Annotated in this window: 21 protein-coding genes and 1 pseudogene; 8 read left to right on the forward strand and 14 right to left on the reverse strand. The window is 70.0% G+C overall.

Annotated features, from left to right (window positions below):
* Window positions 1–25 precede the first annotated feature (25 nt).
* From ACFWPQ_RS35690 to ACFWPQ_RS35700, 3 genes are all read left to right on the forward strand, one after another.
* Window positions 26–820, forward strand: coding sequence for a class I SAM-dependent methyltransferase (locus ACFWPQ_RS35690; protein ID WP_384044231.1), 795 nt, complete (start codon window positions 26–28; stop codon window positions 818–820).
* Between the two features lie 187 nt (window positions 821–1,007).
* Window positions 1,008–2,126 (forward strand): NlpC/P60 family protein, encoded by a 1,119-nt coding sequence (locus ACFWPQ_RS35695; protein ID WP_384044234.1) that lies wholly within the window; start codon window positions 1,008–1,010, stop codon window positions 2,124–2,126.
* A 288-nt stretch (window positions 2,127–2,414) separates the two neighbouring features.
* On the forward strand, window positions 2,415–3,725 hold the full coding sequence (locus tag ACFWPQ_RS35700) for a PP2C family protein-serine/threonine phosphatase (RefSeq protein WP_384044237.1): 1,311 nt from the start codon (window positions 2,415–2,417) through the stop codon (window positions 3,723–3,725).
* Between the two features lie 115 nt (window positions 3,726–3,840).
* Here ACFWPQ_RS35700 and ACFWPQ_RS35705 read toward each other — a convergent pair whose 3' ends face one another.
* The 6 genes from ACFWPQ_RS35705 to ACFWPQ_RS35730 all read right to left on the reverse strand — a co-directional run bounded on the left by ACFWPQ_RS35705 (window position 3,841) and on the right by ACFWPQ_RS35730 (window position 7,566).
* A complete protein-coding gene (locus tag ACFWPQ_RS35705; RefSeq protein ID WP_361300053.1) occupies window positions 3,841–4,191 on the reverse strand; it encodes a DUF2516 family protein in 351 nt (116 codons plus the stop codon).
* A gap of 110 nt (window positions 4,192–4,301) precedes the next feature.
* Window positions 4,302–4,934: a hypothetical protein gene (locus tag ACFWPQ_RS35710; RefSeq protein ID WP_384044240.1), complete on the reverse strand. Its 633-nt coding sequence runs from the start codon at window positions 4,932–4,934 to the stop codon at window positions 4,302–4,304.
* 77 nt (window positions 4,935–5,011) lie between these two features.
* The gene (locus tag ACFWPQ_RS35715; protein WP_384044243.1) at window positions 5,012–5,485 is read right to left on the reverse strand and encodes a helix-turn-helix domain-containing protein; all 474 of its coding nucleotides are present in this window, start codon (window positions 5,483–5,485) and stop codon (window positions 5,012–5,014) included.
* Window positions 5,486–5,831: 346 nt separating this feature from the next.
* Window positions 5,832–6,251, reverse strand: coding sequence for a PIN domain-containing protein (locus tag ACFWPQ_RS35720; RefSeq protein ID WP_181801050.1), 420 nt, complete (start codon window positions 6,249–6,251; stop codon window positions 5,832–5,834).
* Complete coding sequence (locus ACFWPQ_RS35725; protein WP_181801051.1) at window positions 6,248–6,469, reverse strand: type II toxin-antitoxin system VapB family antitoxin; 222 nt, start codon at window positions 6,467–6,469, stop codon at window positions 6,248–6,250. Before ACFWPQ_RS35725 ends, ACFWPQ_RS35720 begins: the two co-directional genes overlap by 4 nt.
* 248 nt (window positions 6,470–6,717) lie before the next feature.
* On the reverse strand, window positions 6,718–7,566 hold the full coding sequence (locus ACFWPQ_RS35730) for a putative RNA methyltransferase (protein ID WP_384044248.1): 849 nt from the start codon (window positions 7,564–7,566) through the stop codon (window positions 6,718–6,720).
* Window positions 7,567–8,247: 681 nt separating this feature from the next.
* Here ACFWPQ_RS35730 and ACFWPQ_RS35735 point away from each other — a divergent pair.
* The 4 genes and pseudogenes from ACFWPQ_RS35735 to ACFWPQ_RS35750 all read left to right on the forward strand — a co-directional run bounded on the left by ACFWPQ_RS35735 (window position 8,248) and on the right by ACFWPQ_RS35750 (window position 10,745).
* A complete protein-coding gene (locus ACFWPQ_RS35735; protein ID WP_384044251.1) occupies window positions 8,248–8,844 on the forward strand; it encodes a nucleotidyltransferase family protein in 597 nt (198 codons plus the stop codon).
* 219 nt (window positions 8,845–9,063) lie between these two features.
* A pseudogene (locus tag ACFWPQ_RS35740) lies at window positions 9,064–9,294 on the forward strand (class I SAM-dependent methyltransferase); the annotation flags it as partial.
* A gap of 141 nt (window positions 9,295–9,435) precedes the next feature.
* Window positions 9,436–10,014, forward strand: coding sequence for an O-methyltransferase (locus ACFWPQ_RS35745; protein WP_384044254.1), 579 nt, complete (start codon window positions 9,436–9,438; stop codon window positions 10,012–10,014).
* Between the two features lie 62 nt (window positions 10,015–10,076).
* The gene (locus ACFWPQ_RS35750) at window positions 10,077–10,745 is read left to right on the forward strand and encodes a class I SAM-dependent methyltransferase (RefSeq protein WP_384044257.1); all 669 of its coding nucleotides are present in this window, start codon (window positions 10,077–10,079) and stop codon (window positions 10,743–10,745) included.
* Between the two features lie 102 nt (window positions 10,746–10,847).
* On the opposite strand, the gene ACFWPQ_RS35755 is transcribed toward ACFWPQ_RS35750, so the two are convergent.
* Both ACFWPQ_RS35755 and ACFWPQ_RS35760 read right to left on the reverse strand, forming a co-directional pair.
* The gene (locus ACFWPQ_RS35755; RefSeq protein ID WP_384044260.1) at window positions 10,848–11,216 is read right to left on the reverse strand and encodes a VOC family protein; all 369 of its coding nucleotides are present in this window, start codon (window positions 11,214–11,216) and stop codon (window positions 10,848–10,850) included.
* On the reverse strand, window positions 11,201–11,830 hold the full coding sequence (locus tag ACFWPQ_RS35760; protein ID WP_384044501.1) for a DUF6817 domain-containing protein: 630 nt from the start codon (window positions 11,828–11,830) through the stop codon (window positions 11,201–11,203). The genes ACFWPQ_RS35755 and ACFWPQ_RS35760 overlap by 16 nt, the downstream gene beginning before the upstream one ends.
* A gap of 221 nt (window positions 11,831–12,051) precedes the next feature.
* On the opposite strand from ACFWPQ_RS35760, the gene ACFWPQ_RS35765 reads away from it, so the two are divergent.
* On the forward strand, window positions 12,052–12,960 hold the full coding sequence (locus ACFWPQ_RS35765; protein WP_384044263.1) for a LysR family transcriptional regulator: 909 nt from the start codon (window positions 12,052–12,054) through the stop codon (window positions 12,958–12,960).
* A gap of 4 nt (window positions 12,961–12,964) precedes the next feature.
* On the opposite strand, the gene ACFWPQ_RS35770 is transcribed toward ACFWPQ_RS35765, so the two are convergent.
* From ACFWPQ_RS35770 to ACFWPQ_RS35795, 6 genes are all read right to left on the reverse strand, one after another.
* On the reverse strand, window positions 12,965–13,441 hold the full coding sequence (locus tag ACFWPQ_RS35770) for an HAD domain-containing protein (protein ID WP_384044266.1): 477 nt from the start codon (window positions 13,439–13,441) through the stop codon (window positions 12,965–12,967).
* 128 nt (window positions 13,442–13,569) lie between these two features.
* Window positions 13,570–15,573: a HelD family protein gene (locus ACFWPQ_RS35775; protein ID WP_384044269.1), complete on the reverse strand. Its 2,004-nt coding sequence runs from the start codon at window positions 15,571–15,573 to the stop codon at window positions 13,570–13,572.
* 54 nt (window positions 15,574–15,627) lie between these two features.
* Window positions 15,628–16,230, reverse strand: a complete 603-nt coding sequence (locus ACFWPQ_RS35780; RefSeq protein WP_384044272.1) for a TetR family transcriptional regulator — start codon at window positions 16,228–16,230, stop codon at window positions 15,628–15,630.
* 24 nt (window positions 16,231–16,254) lie between these two features.
* A complete protein-coding gene (locus tag ACFWPQ_RS35785) occupies window positions 16,255–17,058 on the reverse strand; it encodes a hypothetical protein (protein WP_384044275.1) in 804 nt (267 codons plus the stop codon).
* Between the two features lie 159 nt (window positions 17,059–17,217).
* Window positions 17,218–19,407: a phosphotransferase gene (locus tag ACFWPQ_RS35790; protein ID WP_384044278.1), complete on the reverse strand. Its 2,190-nt coding sequence runs from the start codon at window positions 19,405–19,407 to the stop codon at window positions 17,218–17,220.
* Between the two features lie 278 nt (window positions 19,408–19,685).
* Complete coding sequence (locus ACFWPQ_RS35795) at window positions 19,686–20,558, reverse strand: GntR family transcriptional regulator (RefSeq protein WP_384044281.1); 873 nt, start codon at window positions 20,556–20,558, stop codon at window positions 19,686–19,688.
* Window positions 20,559–20,695: the final 137 nt, after the last annotated feature.

The following is a 20,695-nucleotide window of genomic DNA, read 5'->3' on the forward strand; positions in this document are numbered from 1 at the left end:
CCTCGGGGCGCTTACCCTCGTACGCATGACAGCCCGCGCCGCTTCCCGCCCCGTGGGGAACGTGACGCGCGGGACCACCAATCCCAATCGGCTGCGTCGCATGGACCGGTGGATCGCCGCCGTGCACGGTGCCGCGTTGCGTCGGGCCGTCGATCCCGTTGCCGTCGACCTCGGTTACGGTGCCGCCCCCTGGACCGCCGTCGAACTGCTCGGCCGGCTCCGTACCGTCGCGCCACGCGCGCGTGTCGTCGGGGTCGAGATCGAGCCCGCGCGGGTCGCCGCCGCCAGGCCCTACGAGCGCGAGGGGCTCACCTTCCGGCACGGCGGGTTCGAGATCCCGCTCCCCGCGCGGCCGTTGCTCATCCGCGCGGCCAACGTGCTGCGGCAGTACGACGAGAGCGAGGTCGCCGGCGTGTGGCAGCGGCTGCGCGGGCGGCTCGCGCCCGGCGGGCTGCTGGTGGAGGGGACCTGTGACGAGATCGGGCGGCGGCACGTATGGGTCGCGCTCGGGGCGGAGGGGCCGCGGACGGTGACCTTCGCGACCCGGCTGGGATCCCTGGAGCGGCCCTCGGACCTCGCCGAACGGCTGCCGAAGGCGCTGATCCACCGCAATGTGCCGGGCGAACCGGTGCACACGTTCCTGCGGGACTTCGACCGCGCCTGGGCGGCGGCCGCGCCCTACGCGTCCTACGGCGCCCGGCAGCGGTGGATCCGGACGGTCCGGGAACTGACGGCCGACTGGCCGGTGACGGACTCGGCGGCACGCTGGCGACAGGGCGAAGTGACGGTGGCGTGGGAGGCGTTGGCGCCCTCGGACTGAGGGGGCCGCGGGCCGGGAACGATCTCGATGAGTCGTTCGTCACAAAGGCGGGAAGATCGTCATGCTCGGGGGGAAACCGGGGAGGAACCCGCCTGCCGTTACCTCTGTCACTTTGCGGCACTACGTGGCACGATCCTCCACGTACCGTAAGTTACTGACGGTTAATCAGATTTGGGGGGGTCGGGTCATGGGACCGGACAAGCACGCCGTCCGGCCGGGTGGGCGCGGGATCCTGGCTACGGCGGTGACGGTGGTCTGCGCGGTGACGGTGCTGGCGGCGCCGGGCACGGCGTTCGCGGCACCCGGCCCGACCCCCTCCCCCAGCGCCTCGGCCTCGGCCTCGGCCGGCGCCTCCGTGACCGTCCCGCAGGACAAGGACCTCGAAGCCGTACGGGAGAAGCTGGACAAGCTCTACCACGACGCGGCCGTCGCCACCGACGCGTACAACGCCGCCGAGGAGGCGGCCCAGAAGCAGTCCGCCGAGATCGTCGACCTGGCCAAGAAGATCGTCAAGGGGCAGCAGAAGCTCGACGAGCTGAAGGAGCGGGCGGGCCGGGCGGCCGCCGCCCAGTACCGCACCGGCGGGCTGCCGGACAGCGCCCAGCTGATACTCAGCGACAACCCCACCCAGTTCCTGGACGGGGCCGGGCGGGTGCTCCAGGGCCAACGGGCCACCAAGGCCCTGCTCAGGGAACTGACCCGGACCCAGCAGGACTTGAAGCAGTACGCGGCGGACGCGGCCGACCAGTGGAACAGGCTGGAGGCCGGCCGCAAGGCGAAGGCCGCCGCGAAGAAGAAGATCAAGGAGCGGATCGCCGCCGCGGAGAAGCTCGAGTCGACGCTCGAGAAGAAGCAGAAGGAGCGTCTCGCCGAGCTGGAGCGGGAGGCCGCCTACCAGGCGCAGACCGCCTGGCTGGACACCGGGATACTCGACGAGATCCACACCAAGGCGTCCGCGGCGGGCAAGAAGGCGGTCGCGTTCGCCACCGCCCAGCTCGGCAAGCCGTACGTGTGGGGCGCGGAGGGCCCGGACTCCTACGACTGCTCCGGGCTGACCTCGCAGGCCTGGGCGAGCGCCGGGAAGCCGATCCCGCGCACCTCCGAGGAGCAGTGGAAGCAGCTCGAGCACATCGACGTAGCGGACATGCGCCCGGGCGACCTGATCATCTACTACGACGACGCCAGCCATGTCGCGATGTACATCGGGGACGGCGCGATCATCCAGGCCCCGCGCCCGGGGCGGACGGTGTCGATCGGCGGCGCGGGTTCGATGCCGATCCTCGGGGTGGTACGGCCGGACGCCTGAGCATCGCCAGGCATTTTGGGCGTGATGTTCCTTTCGTGAGCTGCACCATGTGACCCAGTGCACCGCAACACCCGCCCAAACTCCGACAGCACGTGACCTTCGTCATTCCCGCAGGCCGGCCCTCTTGTCCAACTGCGGTACGGCACGCGGCATATGACAGAGGCCTGAGACAGAGCGACGCGGCTCACACCATTCCGTTGCGGTGGCCAGTAACGCTATGGTCCCCGTCTGGTGGGTCGAGGTCCCTCGCCCCACCATGCCCTCGGGGGGAGGGAAGGAACCCAACAGATGCCCGTACCCGTACCGCGGCAGAGAGCGATCCCGGCCGTGGAGAGTGGTCAGGCGCCGGCCGCCGCGCCCGCACAGGACGGCGGCCCCCTCAAGGAAGAGGCCAACCGCACGGAAGCCGTCGCCCAGAACACCGGCGGCACCACTCTCACCCTGCTGCTGATCGAGGACGATCCGGCCGGTTCACCGGTGCTGCCCGAGTTGCGGGACGCGTCCGGCACCTCGATCCGCGTCCGCACCGCGCGCAACCTCACCGAGGCCGAGCGGCTGCTGACCGACGACGTCCACTGCATCCTGCTGGACCTGGCGCTGCCGGCGCCGGGCGGCAAGGACGCGGAGGGCGAGCTTGCCGTGCTCAAGCACGTGCTGGAGCTCGCGCCCCGGCACGCCGTGCTCGCGCTCACCGCCTCCGGCGACACCGAGCGCGGCACCGAGGCCGTGCGCGTCGGCGCGCAGGACTACCTCTTCCGGGACGAACTGGACGGACGGCTGCTGAGCCGCGCCATCCGGTACGCCGTCGAGCGCAAACGTTCCCTCACGACCGAGCGGAAGCTCGCGGAGGGGCGGCTGCGGGCGCAGGAGAACCGCCGTCTCGAGCGCGGTCTGCTGCCCACGCCGCTGCTGGAGGGTTCCGCGCTGCGCTTCGCCGCCCGCTACCGCCCCGGCCGCTCCCGCGCGCTGCTCGGGGGCGACTTCTACGACACCGTGCGCACGCCCGACGGGACCGTGCACGCGATGATCGGCGACGTCTGCGGGCACGGCCCGGACGAGGCCGCGCTCGGCGTGGAGCTGCGGATCGCCTGGCGGGCGCTGACCCTGGCGGGGCTGAGCGGCGACGATTTGCTGAGTACTCTGCAGGAGGTCCTTGAGCACGAGCGCTCCGACGAGGAGATCTTCGCGACGCTCTGCACCGTGGACATAGCGCCGGACGGGCGCCGGGCCGGGCTGTGCCTGGCCGGGCATCCGGCGCCGCTGATCGCCCGGCCCGGGCGGCCGGCCGAGCTGCTGCCGTACGACAACAACGGCCCGGCGCTCGGGCTGCTGAAGGGGGCCCGCTGGCCCCGGATGCAGGTGAAGCTGGGCGCCGCGTGGAGCCTGATGCTCTACACCGACGGCCTGATCGAGGGCCGGGTGGGCTCGGGCGGCGAGCGGCTGGGGCAGGAGGGGATGGTCGAGATGGTCCGGCGGCAGCTGGCCTCCGGCCTGACCGGGGAGGCGTTGCTGCGGGCGGCGGTGAACGAGGTGCGGCAGCTCAATGGGGGTGAGCTGACGGATGATGTGGCCGTTGTGCTGCTGGACCGGGGAGTTTGACGGACTACTCGCCGTAGGGGTTCTGTCGTCAGCCGGGTGCGGGTGGTTCGTGGCTGATCGCGCAGTTCCCCGCGCCCCTCGGCGGGCGCGCCTCGGCGGGCGCGCCTCGAAAAAGTTACCGTCCGCCGTTGTACGGGCCGTACGGGCCGTCGCTGCTGCTGCCGCCGCGGCGGCCTCGCCAGCCGCCGCCACCGCCCGACACCTGCTTGACCGCCGGGCGGACGTCGACGATGTAGACGATGCTCCCCACCAGGCCCGCGATCGGGAGGATGGAGAGGATCGAGAAGAGGTAGCTGACGACCAGGGCGATGGCCAGGATGATCAGCCAGAACATCTTGTTCTGCTTGTTGGCCGCGCGGAAGGCGTCCTCGCGCCGGAACACGGCGTCGACCAGCCCGAACGCGGCCAGGGCCATCAGGACGATCTTCAACAGTCCCAGGAACCCTGCGAACCCCAACATCAGCATGCTGCCACCGCCCGCTCTCTCCCGATCCCTACGCGGCCACCGTACCCGTAGAACGGGCCGGGCACCCTCAAGGTGCCCGGCCCGTACGTTCTGCTGACGCGCACGCCGCTCTACTTGGCCGGCGGAGTGGTCTTCCTGACCGGGGTGGCCTTGCGGGGGGCCGGGGTCTTCTTGGCGGCCGGGGCCTTCTTCACCGCGGTCGGCTTGGCCTCGGCGGCCTTCGGCTCCTCCGCCTGCTTCTCCTCCGCCTTGACCACGACCGGCTCGGGCTTGCCCTCGACGGCGATGGCCAGGTCCTCGATCTCGTCGGCGGCCTCGCCGCGCCAGGTCTTCACGGCCTGCTCGCCGTGCTCGGCGACCTTCTCGTAGGTCTCACGGGCCTTGACCGCGTACTCGGCGGCCACGCCGACCCCGCGCAGGGCGAAGTCCTGGGCGGACTCGCCGAGCTTCTTGAGGTCGCCGTCGAGGGAGACGATGAAGTCGTTGACCTTCGTCTGGAGGTTGGCCTGCGCCTCCTTGGCCTTGGCACCGGCCTCCTTGGCGCGGGCGGTGGCCTTCTCCTGCACGGCCTTCGGGTCGGTGTGGCGGACCGCGTCGATGCGGGCCGGGGCCTCGGCGCGCAACTGCTCGACCAGGCCGGGGACCTTCTTGGCCTGCTGGAGGGCCAGGTCGGCGGTGCCTGCGGCGAAGTAGAGCGGAGTCGGGTCGCTGAGGGTCTTGCGCAGGTCGTCGGTGATGGCCATGGTGATGGTCCTCCCGTATTAAAGTTCGGCTGAGGGTTTTGTGATCCGCGGCGCGGCGGCCGGCGCGCTTGGCCGGCTCATCCGGCCGTCCGCCGCGGATCGGTCTCACTGTCGTCGGTTCCGCTGTCGTCGATCTCGCCGTCGGCGTCGTCGCCCTCGGCGCCGGGGATGTCCGTGTCGCTCACGCGCTCCTCGCCCGACCCGAAGCCGTTCTCTTTCCTGAACGACTCGTAGATCTGCAGCAGCACCTGCTTCTGCCGCTCGTCGAGGGTGGGGTCGGCGAGGATGACCGCACGGGTCTCCACCTCGTTCAGATCCCGCTCGGCGTCGAGGATTCCGGCGCGGACGTACAGCGTCTCGGCGGAGATCCGCAGGGCCTTGGCGACCTGCTGCAGCACCTCCGCGCTCGGCTTGCGCAGCCCGCGCTCGATCTGGCTCAGGTACGGATTGGACACCCCGGCGGCATCGGCAAGCTGCCTGAGCGACAGCTGCGCGTTGCGCCGCTGTTCACGCAGATACTCACCGAGATTGCCGACGTTCAGCGATGCCATGCCTCCACAGTGCCCCACCTCCGCTAACAATTGCAAGCACCTGCTTGCAAAAGTGTGCCGCGCCATACCCGGATGGGCGATGAGCCCGAGCACGACTGTCCGGTCCCAGTGTTTGTGCGGACTCCCACGGAATCTGCTCGGTGATGTGATCGGGTCCCGGTCGATCTGCGCAACGAGGTCTCTCGCAGGTTGCCCTACAGGCGCCGCACGACGAAGACGAACTCCGTGCCTGGCCTGTCAGTAGCGTCGCCCACGTCTTCCACGACGTACCCTGCTGTCGGCTCGGCCGGGTGCGTGATGAAGGCGGGGCTCCGGTGTACTCGCGTGTCCACGACGGCCAAGGGTGCTAGAGGCCTGGAGCGTTACGCACATTCCGCTCGCTGACGTCGGGCAGGAAGCGGGCCACAGTGACGAAATCAGCGTCGTCGTGCAGCACAACCAGTCCATGATGCACGGCGGTCGCGCAGATCATCAGGTCGAGCGGTCCGGCCGCACCGAGCGCCCCCTTCTCCGCGAGCGCGTACTGGGCCGTTTCAATCCAGTCCCACAACCTCTTCGGGAGAGGTACGTCGGGGTACAGATCCATGAACATTTCCCCCATGGCCTCGTACTCCACGGCGTTACGCGCTGAGCGCCGGAACTCGGCCCGCTGGGGAGCGCACGACCCGATGGCCCGGAGGGTGGTGGTCTCCAGCCACGCGTCCCTCAGCTGCTCCTCGCGCAGGAGACGCCACAGACCAGAGGAGTCGAGCAGGTAGTGGATCACGCGCCACCCTGCTTGTCCTCGACACGGCGCTGCTGCCAGCCCTCGTAGTCCCACTGCTGGGCGGCGTGGAAGTGCTTGGCTACGAGCGCGGCCCGCTCGTGGCGTTCGGCGTACTCGCGAAGGGCGGCATTGACCACATCTTTCTTGGTGCCACCACCGGCGACACGCATGGCCTTCTCCAGCGCATCGTCATCAAGATCGATCGTCGTCACGCTCATACTGGACTCCTTTATTCAAGGGCAATATCCAGTATATGTATCCGCAGGGTGCACGTCTGTCACCGGCGCGTTCCGCCCCCAGACCTCCTGTCGTGGTTCGCTGAACCCCGACAGACGAGGTCGCGGTTTCGCCCCGGGCGGACTGCATACCTTCCTTCGGACGCCCCACCCTCCCAGAGTTGCCAAAGAGGGTGGGGCACCAAGCACTCAATGGTTCGTCGGTCAGCAGGCGTGTCCGCCGCTCGTGGTCACCGAGGCTGGTAGGAGGTGGCCACGACGGAGACGGTGACCTGGCCAGGCAGGGGACCGTGATCGAACAGGTCCGCGTGGGTCAGGTGGCGTGCGCTCGGTGTCATCCCCACCAGGTCGACGGCTTCTTGCCTGGTCAGGGGTGCGGTGTATTCGACGTGCTGAGTACCGGCGGCCTGGAAGTAGGGGCCCAACGCCTGTTGCAGGCGCTGTTCCTTGTCCGGGTCGATCGTGACCATCGCGGGGACCTGGCCCCGCAGCTCGGCCAGATGCCGCTCGATGGGGCGCACCACGATCAACCGGCCGGTCGGACGGAGTACTCGGTGGAACTCCGCCGGGTTGCGCGGGGCGAACACGTCCAGCAGTACGTCGACCGCCTGGTCAGCCAAGGGGAATGGGCGGAAGACATCCCAGCTTGCCGCAGCAGCTCGCGGATGGGCTCGGGCTGCCGAGCGCAGGGCGCGTACTGACGCGTCCAGCCCCAGGCCGAGGGCGCAGGGCAGGTGATCGAGTACGCCGGCCAGGTAGTAGCCGGTGCCGCATCCGATGTCCACGACCATGCCATGACCAGGCAGGACGTCGGCTGTCATACGGGTCAGGGTGTGGCGAATAGGGGCGTACCTGCCGGTGGACAGGAACTGGCTTCGGGCCTGGACCATGGCTGCGTCGTCACCGCTGGTGGCGCGGATGCCCGTCAGGAGGCTGACGTAGCCCTGACGGGCGATGTCGAAGGTGTGGCCCGACGGGCAGCGCAGTGAGCCACGGTCGGGTCGGAGACGGGCGCGGCACACCGGGCAGCGCAGCGAGTCGAGGAACGGTTCGAGGGCAGGGGGAAGCAACGCAAGCACAAGGCACTCCTGGCAACGGTGAAGGAAAGGGACCGTGCCTGTACGCGCTCTCAGAGGCCGCCGTCGTAAAGAGAACGAGGCCCGGCATCCCGCCGCCTCGGTGCGGGCGGCGCAAGGAGGATGGATCACGTAGCAGGCACGCCAAGGAAGGCGACGCCCTACGGCATCGCCCTCAATGCCTCGTGATCACAGAGCCTGGGCGTGCTGGGTCCACATGCCTACACCTTACGAGGCTCACCGAAAGCCCCTTGCCTCGCCTGAGCAGTTGAGAGACACGGCCCAGCGACGGGGGTTCGCGCCTGACTGGGCAATCACCCGAACGAGGGATTTGGTCCCATTCAAGCTGACCAGTCCCTGCAGGTCTGCAAAGTGACGTACATGGGGCTGGGTGCGTTGGAGGGAACGAAGCCGTCACAAGTGGACGGCTTCGAGGTCGGCTGGCGGGACGACCAGGGTGAACATCGGCTGCCATGGTCCGGGTCCGGCCTCCTGGTGCGGATGTTCTTGGTTCGGTTCCGCGAGTCGCCGGGAAGCGGCGTTGTCGGTGGGCTCTGCCAGGGTGTCCGTCGTGGATGAACTGGTGGAGCGTGTCGACGATCAAGATCGTGCGCTGGCGGGCCAGGAAGCCTGCTCGCGGCCGACGAGTCCGGTAACAGCCGCTGTTCGTGAGAGGAAATACGGATGCTTGGTCGGCTCCCGCTCGTTGAGCAGCTCGATGGCTTGCGGTGCGCACTCTCCCAGAACGAGGTCCTGACCGACGTGCTGACCAGGGCAGCGACGCTGGAGCTGCCCGGCTGGTATCTGACGGCGGGCTGTCTGTTCCAGACGGTGTGGAACGTGGTCACCGGCAGGCCCCCGGCCGGCGCCATCAAGGACTACGACATCTTCTACTTCGACGGCACCGACCTCTCCTGGGAGGCGGAGGATGCCGCGATCAAGGCAGGGCAGGAAGTGTTCGCCGGACTGCCGGCCGAGGTGGAGATCCGCAACGAGGCCCGCGTGCATCTCTGGTACGAGCAGAAATTCGGCGAGCCCTGCCCGCCTCACGAGTCCACCGAGGCGGCGATCGACTCGTTCGCTGCGACCACGTGCTGCCTGGGGGTGCGACTGGAGCCGGGCGGAGGGTGGCGCGTCTACGCGCCCCACGGGCTCTCCGACGTGTTCAACCTTGTGGTCCGGCCCAACCCGGTGCTTGCCCCGCGGGAGGTCTATGAGGCCAAGGTGGCTCGCTGGAAGGACGAGTGGCCGGAGCTCACCGTGCTGCCGTGGCCGAGTTGACTCTCGGATGCGAGTGGCCGTGCGCCGAGTTCCTCTCCCGCGGGCCAGTTGTCCTCGACAGCAACCCGCAAGGGCTACGAGATCCATGCGGGGCGTCGCAGGCAGGTGCTGAGAGCGCGGTCGGCGTCACGCGGGTTTCGGACGAGCGGGGTCGGACGCTTCCGCGCTTCGTGCGGGTCGGCAGCTTGGAGAACTACGAGGCGACGTCCAGGACGGCCCCTGAGCCTCGAAGAGGCGTCCCTCGGCGGTGTACTCGGGTGGTGGTCACTGTTCAACCTCCCGCGCGCCGTTCTTCCTCGGGTCCTGGCCCTGTTCGCGCGGGCTCTGAAGCCGGGCGGACACGTCATCACCGGAACGCACGTCGGCGACGAGGACGCGGTGCGTACGGAGGCCAACGGAGGTGTGCCCGTCCGCTGGACGACGCACAAATGGCGACCGGAACGGTTCGTGCCGGGACTCGTGCCCGGACTCATGGCCTGACGCCAGACCTCGACGACGTTCTCGGCCAGGCAGGAGACTTCCTGTGCTTTGCCGACACGGCGACAAGAATTGGCCTTGCCCGCAAGGACACGGCCCTCGCATCATCTGCGGATGGACGACACGCCGAGCCGCCGCCCGACCGCCCTGCCCGCATTGCGCTCCAAGGCGCACGACGTGGGCTTCGTCAGGTCCAGCGAAGACCGCACAGGAAGCCTCCTGGCAGCACTCGCCGCCGCCCGGCCCGGGGGCCGGATCCTCGAACTCGGCACCGGAGTCGGGGAGGGCGCCGCCTGGATCCTCAGTGGCATGGACCGCGCCGCCCGTCTGACCACCGTCGAACTCGACCCCACCGTCCAGGCCATCGCCCGGGAACAGTTGGGCACCGACCTGCGGGTGACCTTCGTGTCCGGGGACGCCGGCACCTGGCTGGAGGACTTCGACGGCGCCCCCTTCGACCTCGTCTTCGCGGACACCTGGCCGGGCAAGTTCACCCACCTCGACCGAGCCCTGGACCTCGTGGCTCCCGGCGGGACCTACCTGATCGACGACCTGGTCCCCCAGCCCGGCTGGCCGGAGAGCCACGAAGCCTCCGTCAAACGCCTTCTGGCCGAGCTGGACGAACGCGAGGACTTCCGATGCGTACGCCTGGCGTGGGCAAGCGGACTGCTGATGGCGGTGCGCACGGCCTGACGGCCGGGAGCCGACCGCGATCACCGACTCCCTCACCCGGCAGCGCGACGGAGGTGTCCGCCATGTCCGACCCCGGCAGCCAGACCGCCTACTGGGACGCCGCCGCGACCACCAAGACGTTCACGCACCCCCTGCACATGCCGTGGCTGGACGGCGTCGACCGGCGTGCCGCGGTCCTGGACTACGGGTGCGGCTACGGCCGGACCATGCACGCCCTCCAGCAGCAGGGCTTCACCGGACTCCGCGGCGTCGACACCTCACCGGGGATGATCTCCCGGGCCCGCGCCCTGCATCCCACGCTGCGCTTCGCCGTGGCGGCCCCGCCGCCGATGCCGGACCACCCGGACGCGAGCGTGGACGTGGTACTCCTCTTCGCGGTGCTGACCTGCATACCCGACGACGACGCACAGCGACGACTGGTCGGCGAACTGAGCCGCGTACTCAAACCGGGCGGACTGCTCTACGTCAGCGACCTGCTGCTCCAGGACGACGAACGCAACCGTGACCGCTATGCCAGGTTCGCGGCACGCCACGGCACCTACGGGGTCTACGGGGTGTTCGAGACCGACGACGGCGCGGTCTGCCGCCACCACCCGGGCGACTGGTTCACGTCCCTTCTCGCGGACTTCGAGATCGCCGGCACCCGCCACATCACCGTGGCCACCATGAACGGGCACGAGTCCGAGGGAATCCAGCTCCTGGCCCGCAAGCCGGCCCGCCCCGTCCGCTGACGCCACGTCGGCGGCACGGCGGCGGCACGTCGGCGGCACGCATGCGCACGCGTCCGCCGGATCAGAAGTGGGTGGCGATCCCGAAGGCCCGGCGGAGCTGCCTCATGTGGTGATGCAGAACGGATGGCCGACCGGATCGGTGAGGACCCGTGCCTTGTCCCCGTGCGGCTGGTGGTCCGGCCTGCCCGCGCCCAGCTCCAGCAGCCGGGCTTCGGCCTCGGCCAGGTCCTCGTCGATCCTGAAGCAGATGTGGAGCTGCTGGGGAACGGTCTGGCCGGGCCAGTTCGGCGCCCGGTAGTCGTCGACCCGCTGGAAACCGATGAGAAGTCCGTGCTCACCGTTGAGACCCGCGAAGTCGGCGTCCGACTTCGGATGCGGCTCAAGACCGGTGGCCTGCTGGTAGAACGCCGCGAGAGCCGGCGGGTCGGGGCAGTCGAGCGTGATGGCGACCAGCTTCATCTGCAGGGACATGGGGCCTCCGGGCCGGGCAGTGGACTTCCGGGATGAACACCCTGGGGACTCGCGAGAACCGCGCGGCACGCGGACCAGGCCGACTCGCTCAGCAGCGGGCGGAAGCGGGTGAACAGGACGAGGAGCCGGCCTCCCCACCGCTCGCGGAAGGACGGGTCCACCCGGGCGAGATCGAGTTCGTTGGCGGCGGTCAGCTCGGCGAGGTCCCGGCGCAACCGGGGTTCGGGGACACGGCTGTGGCCGGTGAAGCGGTCGAGAAGGGCCGCGTCGGGGTCGGCGAGCACCGGATAGGCGGCCTTCCGGTCGCACGAGGCGTAGAGGTACACGATCGCCTCGGCCTCCGCACCGATCGCCGTCACGAGTTCGGTGCGGCGGTCCAGGGACAGCAAGGCGGTGGGGAAGCCGTCGGTGCCGTAGAACGCGTGGCACAGGCCCGCGAGTTGGAGGGCGGGGCGGGCGCCCCAGGCGGCGAGTTGCTCCTGGACGCGCTGGAGGTGCACGAGAAGCGTGCCGCCGGGATGGTCGATCTCCGCGGCCCCGAACGCGCGCAGGAACGCGACGGCACGAGCGGAGGCAGCAGAGGACGTGGAAGAAGCGGGGGACTCGGGGGACACGTGGGACGCGGACACGAGGCGGGTTCCTTCCGTCGCTCGGGTCGGCACCCGTCCGGTGCCTCCGCCAGGGGTCCGGACCTCCGCGAAGGCGCCGGACGGGTTGCCGCCCAGGGCCCTGCCTCGATCATCGCGAGTGCGCCGACCCCAGTCAATCCTAAGGATTTCTCGCCAGCCCCAAGCTCTGGCTTGGATGTGATGGCCACCGTGGATACCTTCGGCTCATGACTCTGGACGACCTGCGTGTCTTCGTGGCCGTGTGCCGGGCGGGCAGCCTCAGCGCCGTCGCCCGGGAGCTGGCCTGCACCCAGTCCGCGGTCAGCCAGCACGTGAAGCGGCTGGAACGGGAGACCGGCGTCAGCCTCCTGGAGCGCCAGTCACGAGGCGTCGTACCCACCCACGCCGGACGGATCCTGTGGGACGCGGCCGCCGACGGCATCGCCGGTCTGGACTCGGCCCTGCGGCGCCTCGGCGACCTCGTCGACGGCGAAGGCGGCTCGGTACGCGTCACCACGGGCGGAACGACCGTACGCCACTTCATGTCCGAGGCCGTCGTCGCCTTCCGGCAGCGCCACCCGAAGGTGAGCCTGGAGTTCCAGACGGAGACCTCCGGCCGCCGCTGCTTCGACGCCCTCGCCGCGGGCAACCTCGACCTCGCCTGGGTCACCCTCGGCAGCCCGGTCCGCGGCATCGAGCAGCGCCCCGTGGTGGACCTGCCCTGGGTACTGGCCGTCCGCGCCGACGACCCGCTCGCCCGTCGGGCCCGTGTCGAGGCCGCCGATCTCGCCGGCATCCGCCTCATCCGGCTGCCGCAGAGCTCCGTCTCGGGTACCCGGCTCGACGCCGCGTTCACCGCACTGGGCGTCCGGACCAGCTCCGACACCGGCGTCGCCGACTGGGACACCGCCCTCCTGCTGGCGGAACTCGGCCTCGGCCACGCCGTCGTACCCGCACTGCCCGGCCGCCGGGCACCCGGCGACGCCGACCCCCTCCGGCTCATCCCCGTACCCGACCTGCCGCCCCTGACCGTCGGCTGGGCGGTGCGCCGCTGGGACGCGCTCTCCCCGCTCGCCCGGATCTTCGCCGACACCGTCGCGGACTGCGTCACCGCGAGCGCGCCGCGCCGGGCGTGAGGCGTCAGCGCTGGGCCGCCAGCCAGTCCTCCAGCACCGCCATGTCCGCCTCCGTCAGGCCGAACTCGTGGTCGACGCGGTGCAGCAGGGCGGGCCCCGGGTGGTGGGCCGCGACCCAGGCGCGGTCGGCCTCGGTGAGCTCGTCGTCGATCCAGACGAACGGCCGCCGCCCCGCCCACGCCACCAGCGGCCGGGTCTTCCAGTGCAGCAGGCCCGGCGGCGCCTCCTCGTCCGGCCACTCCACCACCGGCAGCGGGGGCAGGCCCAGCCACGGGGCGACGCAGGCGTTGGCGTCGTCCATCCAGGTGGTGGCCCAGACGAGGTCGCAGCGGAGGGCGCGCAGGCGCGGGCCGAGGGCGGGGTCGACGCGGGTGAGCAGGGGGTGCGGTGGGGTGTGGCCGGTCTCGTAGACCGGGTAGGGGTGGTCGGCGGGGGCGCCGAAGGGGATGAGGGTGCCGTCGATGTCTAGGAAGAGGAGCATCGGGGACAGGATGGCAGCGCAGAGAGTGCCGGGAAAGGTGGTGGGGCGGCTGCGGGTGTGTGTGGGAGTTGCTCGCGCCCACGCGGCGGAGCCGCACATCGATGCAGCCTCGCGCCCCCAAAAACTGTTCAGAACGGCAGCGGCCTCGCGTGCACCACGTCCAGCCGGGACACCGCCCTGGTCAGGACCACGTACAGCCGGTGCAGCCCTCTCGCCTCCCCCTCCGCCACCGCCGCCGGTTCCACGGCCACCACGTGGTCGTACTCCAGGCCCTTGACCACGCTCGCCGGGACCACGGCCACCCGCGCGCCCAGCTCGTCCGGTCCCGCCGGTTCGAGGCCGGCGGCCGTCAGCGCCTCGCGTACGGCGGTCACCTGTGCGTCCGCCGCCACGACCCCGACCGACCCCTCGTGGGCCAGGGCCTCCCGCACGGCGGTGACCGTCGCCGCGTGCACGTCGTCGGCCGGGCGGATCCGCACCTCGCCGTCGCCGCGGTAGGACTCGGCCGGGGGTACGTCGGTGCCCAGGCGCCGCAACAGCCGGTTGGTCAGGGCCACGACCGCCGCCGGGACACGGAAGCCGGTGGTGAGCGGGACGACGGTCGCGTCCGGCTTGCCCAGGTGGCCCAGTACGGTGCCCCAACTCCGCGCCGACCAGGGCGTGGTGGCCTGCGCGAGGTCGCCGAGGACGGTGAGGGAGCCGAAGGCGGCGCGGCGGGCGATCGCCCTGCACTCCATGGGGGACAGGTCCTGGGCCTCGTCGACGACGATGTGGCTGTACCCCTCGGGGTGTTCGACCAGTCCCGCGACCTCGTCGAGGAGGACCAGGTCGGCGGCCGACCAGCGGGCCGACCTGTACGAGCGGGGCGGGCGGGCCCAGAGCAGGTCCCGCTGTTCGGAGGGGGTGAGGAGCCCGTCCGCGGCCGCCGCCAGCACCTCGCCGTCCGTGAGGAGTTCGGCCACCACCTCCTCCGGGCGCACCTTGGGCCAGACGGTGTCGAGGCAGGCGCTCATCGCCCGGGAGCGTTCCAGTCGCCGGGTCCAGGCGCCGGGCTGCGGGCCCGCCCGCCGTTCGGCCTGGAGCTGTACGGCCCGCATCGCCCGCCCCCGCACCCGCTCCCGCCCGACGGCGTACGGCGGTTCCTCGTCCCGTACCCCCTCGACGATCGCCGTGAGCGTGCCGGCGGGCACCCGCCAGGTGTATGTGCCGTCGGAGAGCGAGAGCGGGGTGGCGGTGTCCGTGCGGACGTGGGCGAACAGGGCGCGGCGCAGGACCTCGGCCATCCGCGGGTCGTGCTTGAGCGCGGCGGTGGGCTCGGGGTCGGTACCGGTGACCGGTTGGCGGCCGATCTCCTCGGGCAGGGTCGCCTGCCGTACGCCGGTCTCGCCCAGGGCGGGGAGGACCTCGGAGATGTAGGAGAGGAAGGTGCGGTTGGGGCCGAGGATCAGGAGGCCGGAGCGGCGGATGCGCTGCGGGTGGGTGTAGAGGAGGTAGGCGGCGCGGTGCAGGCCGACGGCGGTCTTGCCGGTGCCCGGGGCGCCCTGGACGCAGACGGAGTCGGCGAGGCCGGCGCGGACCAGGTCGTCCTGGTCGGGCTGGATGGTGGCGGCGATGTCGCGCATGGGGCCGACGCGGGGCCGTTCGATCTCATGGGTGAGCAGCGCCCCCGTCCCCGACTCCCCCTTGCCGAGCCGCTCGTCCTCCATCCCCGTGAGGTCGGCGGAGTCGCCGCGGCTGCCGGGTGCCCAGCCGAACCGACGCCGTACCGCCACGCCCTGCGGGTCGTCGGGGCCGGCCTGGTAGAAGGCGCGGGAGACGGGGGCGCGCCAGTCGACGACGAGGGGCGGGGCGGTCGGCTCCTCGCTGATCCGCAGCCGGCCGATGCGGTAGCTCTGCCCCGCGTGCTCGCCCGCCTCGAAGTCCAGCTTGCCGAAGAACAGCGGGCCCTGTGGCAGCTCGCGCATCTCCTTGGCCCGGCTGCGCAGCCGGTACCCGAGCACCTCGGCGTCGGCACCGGACGCGGAGACGTCCACCCCGGTGACGACGTGCTCGACGGCGCCTTCGACCATGCGGGCGAGGGCGGCTCGGCAGCTGTCGTGGTAGGCGCGTTCGCGGTCGAGTTCCTGCTGCATGGGGACAGCGTAGACGAGAAAATGTAACCGGGTTAAATTTTTAACCCGAACCCGTCAGTCACCCGCGACAGCCCGCTCCAGCCGCCCGAACGCCTCCTCCGCCGCCCGCACCGCGTCCTCCCGCACGTCCTCGACCTGCTCCCCCGCCACGATCCGCCGCCAGTTGTCCTGCGCGAGGATCCGCTGTACGGCGATGATCTGGCCGGCGGCCAGCCTGTCCGCCAGGGTGCCGCCGAGGGCCTCGGCGAGCGCGGCCTCCGACCGCTCCAGGTAGGCGTACTGGCGGGCGACCAGGGTGGGGGTGCTGTTGAGCAGGGTGTGGAAGGCGAGGACCTGGGGGTGGTCGTTGAGCCCGGTGATCGGGTCACCACGCCGCAGCCCGTCCAGGAAGTGCGCCCTCAGTACCCCGACCGGCGACCCGGCCCCCGCGACCAGCCGCGCGGCCTCCGTCTCGTGGTCGGCGATCCGGTGCAGGACCAGGTCCTCCTTGGCCGGGAAGTACCGGAACAGCGTCGGCTTGGAGATCCCGGCGGCGGCGGCCACCTCGGCGACGGACACCGCGTCGAACCCCTTCGCCAGGAACAGCCGCACGGCGATGTCCGACACGTCCTCATACATCCGCCGCTTCTTGCGCTCACGCAGGCCCATCTCACCCATGGGGCCGAGCCTACGCAGCGGGGGTCAGGCCGACGGTACCTGCCGCCAGTGCGGGAGCTTCGCAAGGCTCCACAGGTCGTCGAAATGTTTGGCCCAGGTCGCCACCGCCGCCTCGGCGACGCCCTCCCGGGACCACACGTTCAGGTCGGTCCGGTACCCCTTGGGGTCGTAGTACTCGTCGCCCAGGTGGTGCAGCCGCATCCGCACGGACAGGTCGTACAGACCGTGCAGCACCTGCTGTCGGTTGAAGATGCAGATCTTGTCGCGCGGGATGCCGGGATAGAGCCGGTACTCACATTCGACGCGCACCCGGCCGGCGGCCGTGAGCCGCTCCGCGAGCTCGGAGAGGATGCCGTCGTACTCACGGCACCGCTGCTCCATACGCTTGCGGAAGTCGGGGTCGTCCACGGGCAGGTCCTGCTCCCCGACCTTGGAGGGGACCGTCATCGGCTGGCCGAAGTCCGGGACGAGCATGCGGACCAGCACCCTGCGGGTGGGGCCGGGACGGTCGAAGAGGTCTTCCAGATGGTGGTAGAGCGTGGCGTAGAGCGTCTCACCCGTGTACCCGAGAAAGCTGATCTCCACTCTCCGCGCCTCGAAGGCCTCACTCACGAAGCTGCCCAGCTGGCTGGAGTTCACCAGTGCCCGGCTCGGGGCACGAACGGATGCCGTCAGCTCCTTCACCTGGTCGTAGAGCACATAGCCGACCAGGCTCAGCAGGGCGCCGCCGAGATAGGCCTGGCCCGCCAGGGCGTCACCGACCGGCTTCACGAACTGGGCCGTGAGGCCGGTGACGAAGATGCCGAGCAGCAGGACGCGGGTCACCACCGGCTCGACCCGCTCCTGAAACCGCCTCAGCCGCGATACCCCGTCCTCGCCCGCCGAATGCCCGCTCCGCCCGAACACGCACGCCCCCCTCCGCCCGCCCTGCCCGGCCGGCGCTGCAGGCCCATGGGCAGGCAGGTACGCGGTTCCGCCATGCTCCCCCTAGGCCAGCGCACGGGCAAGATGGGGATTCGCGGTCGCCCGGACCGGCAGGCCCAGGGAAGCGATCGCCGCCGCCAGTGTCATGGCGTACGAGTCCACGGCCCGGCGGACGTTGGGGGCGTCCAGGCTCGCCCCGGTGACCAGCCGGTCCAGGTCCACGTAGGCGGAGCGGACGATCTCGATCCACCGGTAGACCCGCCAGTCCTGCTGCCAGGCATGGGTGTATTCGGCCGGCAGCAGGCGCTCCCAGCGGCGGAACATCCGGTCCCGGATCTCCGGCCGGGTCGGGGTGAGATGCATGTGCCGCACCAGGTCGTACAGGGAGTCGCCGACGACCGCCATCTCCCAGTCGATGATGGTCAGCGCCATCGCGTCGTCCCGCCGCACCAGGTTCCAGGGATTCAGGTCACCGTGCAGGAGGATCGGTCTGCGATCAGTCACCTCGTGCCGGGCCAGTATCTGCCGCAGCCGTCCGGCATCCGGCAGGCCGAGCTGCCTGGCGAGTTGCTGCGACTCCTTGGGCAGGTTCTCCACCAGCAGGACGAGTTGGTCACTCAGATAGCTGTAGAAGCGGTAGCCCGCTTCACCGGCGGCCGGATCGAGCCTCGTGTAGTCGACGTCCTTCAGCGCGCTGAGCTGGTCGACGAGCCGGTCCGCTTCGTGCGGCAGCAGGCCGTGGACCGGATGACTGGGCGGCCGGTCGATGTCGGGCGATCCTTCGTAGGTGTGAATGGCAAAGCTGTCTTTCCGGTACTTTTCCGGATAGCTCTCGCCGAGGGCCAGGATTCTCGGTGCCGCCACCGAGACACCCGAATTTTCGATGGCTGTGAGCACGGCATGTTCGCTGAGAAAACTGCGTTCGCGGCGGAACACGTTTTTCACCTTGCGCCGTACGACGACAGGGAATTCGATGCCGGAGACCCGTACCACCGAATTCAGGTGGCCGGTTCCCTTGAACACCCGGCCGGCCGGGGCCGCGCCCTCGGCGAGCAGTGCTCTGTGCACAGCCAGATAAGGAAAGTCCGGGCGCTCCGGAACACGTCTGTCCGGTGTCCAGGGCACGGTGACGAAACTGTGGAAAGTCTCCTCACGTGCCGCGCCCCGGGAAATCCGCCACCGGAACAGGACACGCTCGATCTCGGCTTCGCTGGGCAGCTGCCGCAGCCGCAGGGGGGTCTGGGCCGCTTCCAGGGCACGGCGCACCGCCGACGTGGCCTCGTCCAGACCCTTCTGATCGAACGATTCGTCCAGGGATGTGGCGGCCCTCATCACGTCCGGATAGACGGACTGCGCCCGCTCGAAGGCGACGTAGTGGCGCAGGTCCTTGCCCACGCCGTTGACGGCTCCGGGCCGGGTCCATTCCATGGCCCGGGCCCAGGCCTCGATCACCTCGGACCACTGATCGCCGGGATACTGCATACGCACCAGGTGGGTCGCCAGGTCGTGCAGGGGATCGCCGTACGTGGCGAGTTCCCAGTCGACGCAGATGAGCGACGGACGACCACCGTAGGTGACGATCAGATTGTCCCGGTGCAGGTCCGCGTGGAGCAGGCTGTACGGCCGGCGGGCCATCACCGGCACCCGCTCCGCGAACCGGGTGAGCGCGTCCTCCGGGATGCCCAGCGCCGCGAACAGCCCACCGTAGGCGTACAAGTTGGCCCGTCGGACCTGCTGGTCGGCACAGTGCGCCAGCGTCTGCAGAAAGCCCTGGCCGTCATGCCCGTTGCTGGGCCAGGAGGCCGGCAGCGCCGGAAGCGTGCCTCTGCGCACCTGGGTCATCTGCGCCAGAAGCCGGGCGATTTCCTCGATGAGCAGTGTGTCCACGGGTTTGCCGTTGCCGCAGACGCTGGACAGCGGCACTCCTTCCACATAGCTGTGGATGGCGAAGCCGTTTCCCTCGAAGAGGCATTCCGGAACGTGCGGCAGCGCGGCCTTGACGGCCCTGAGGATCTCCGCTTCGTTCTGCCAGGTCCTGATCACCACCGGCAGTGCGTCGGCACGCCGGATGCGCACGGTCGCCGACATGCCTGGCTCACGGCGCAGCAGCAGCGCCATAGGACCGGTCAAGGGCAGGACGTAGTTCTTGTTGTGGTACCCGCTGTGCGCCTTGCCGTGCTCCATGGCATGGCCCACGATCTGCTGGTAAAGCGCATGACCTGCACCGGGTTTGGCGCGCTCCCCAAAGGACATGGAGGGAACAGAAGATGCGCCCACTGGCCACTCCGGGATTGCTAGCGCTGGCTGGAAAGTACGGCAAACGGTAAACTCGAAGGACTGCCCGCACGACCAGAGGCGCAATCGAGTAGCCACAACGGGTGGGTTTGGTACCCCGCTGCGTCAGGTCGTTCTGAGATCGGTGTGCTTGACCTTCTCATACGGAGGAACCGGAGCGGTTGCTCAGATAATGCGGGCATGCTAGCGCACGTTGCTTGCCCCCACCTCGATTCGTCCAAGACCTGACAGAAGCGCTACTCGGCGAGCAGGTTCCAAACCGACTCGAACCAGGACCGCATCTTCAGCACGAAGACCGATCCCGGCGAGTCCACGTCGGTGTCCTCCACGTGGTGCGTCAGCATCGCACCCAGCCCCAGCACGTCGAGCGCGTCGATCTCCTCACCCGTGTCCAGGATGATGGGCCGTCCGATGACCTCGTAGAGGCCGTGCAGCACCTCAGTTCTGTTGATGACGTAGAGCTTGAAGGCCGGAGCCAGCCGTACATGCCTGACCTGCACGTCGACGGACGGCACCAACCGCTCGGCCTGCAGGTCCCGCAGCGCGGTGCGCAGCGACTCCGTGTGCCGGTCGGTGATGGCGCGCAGGCGCTCCCGGAGGCGCGGATCCTCCTTGTCCTGCCTGACCACGGGATACGGCAGGTCGAGCCCGGGGTCAGGCAGGAGCAGCCGTACGGCGATGCTGCCGGGAGCGATGGCACCGGCCCGGATCCGTTCCGCCTGGAGCCGGATGTGGGTGTCGAGCGACTCCGAGGTCAACGTGAAGACGTCCAGGGAGACTTCGGACTGCTCGAACGCCTCGCTTATCAGCGGCTGCAGCGTCATCGCCTGCCGTGACCTGGTGGCCTTGGCCGTGGTGGACTGCACGCGCTGGACCTTGACGACCCGCGCCGGGCTGCCCTGGCGGGATTCGATCCACCCCTCGTTGCCCAGTTCGCGCACCACCCGTTGGACGGTGTCGCGGGACACCCCGAACTCCCTGGCGAGCTTGCCCTGCGCGGGCAGTTCGGCACCCAGCTGGTACGTTCCGTCGACCATCCGGGTCCGCAGCGCCTCCGAAACCTGCCGGAACGCCTTGCCACCACCGTCACGTGCCTGCCTGGCCGCCATACAGCGAACTTTCCTCTCACAGCCGCCATGCAAACACCATCCGGTCGGACAGGAAGCCAGGCACCATTGCCGGTTAACGGATCAACCTGCCCGGGCATGCCTGATATTGACCGGCAACCAGGCAGGTGGGCCCGGAT

The sequence above is a fragment of the Streptomyces sp. NPDC058464 genome (genome assembly GCF_042721035.1).
In the GTDB taxonomy this organism is placed as follows: Bacteria; Actinomycetota; Actinomycetes; order Streptomycetales; family Streptomycetaceae; genus Streptomyces.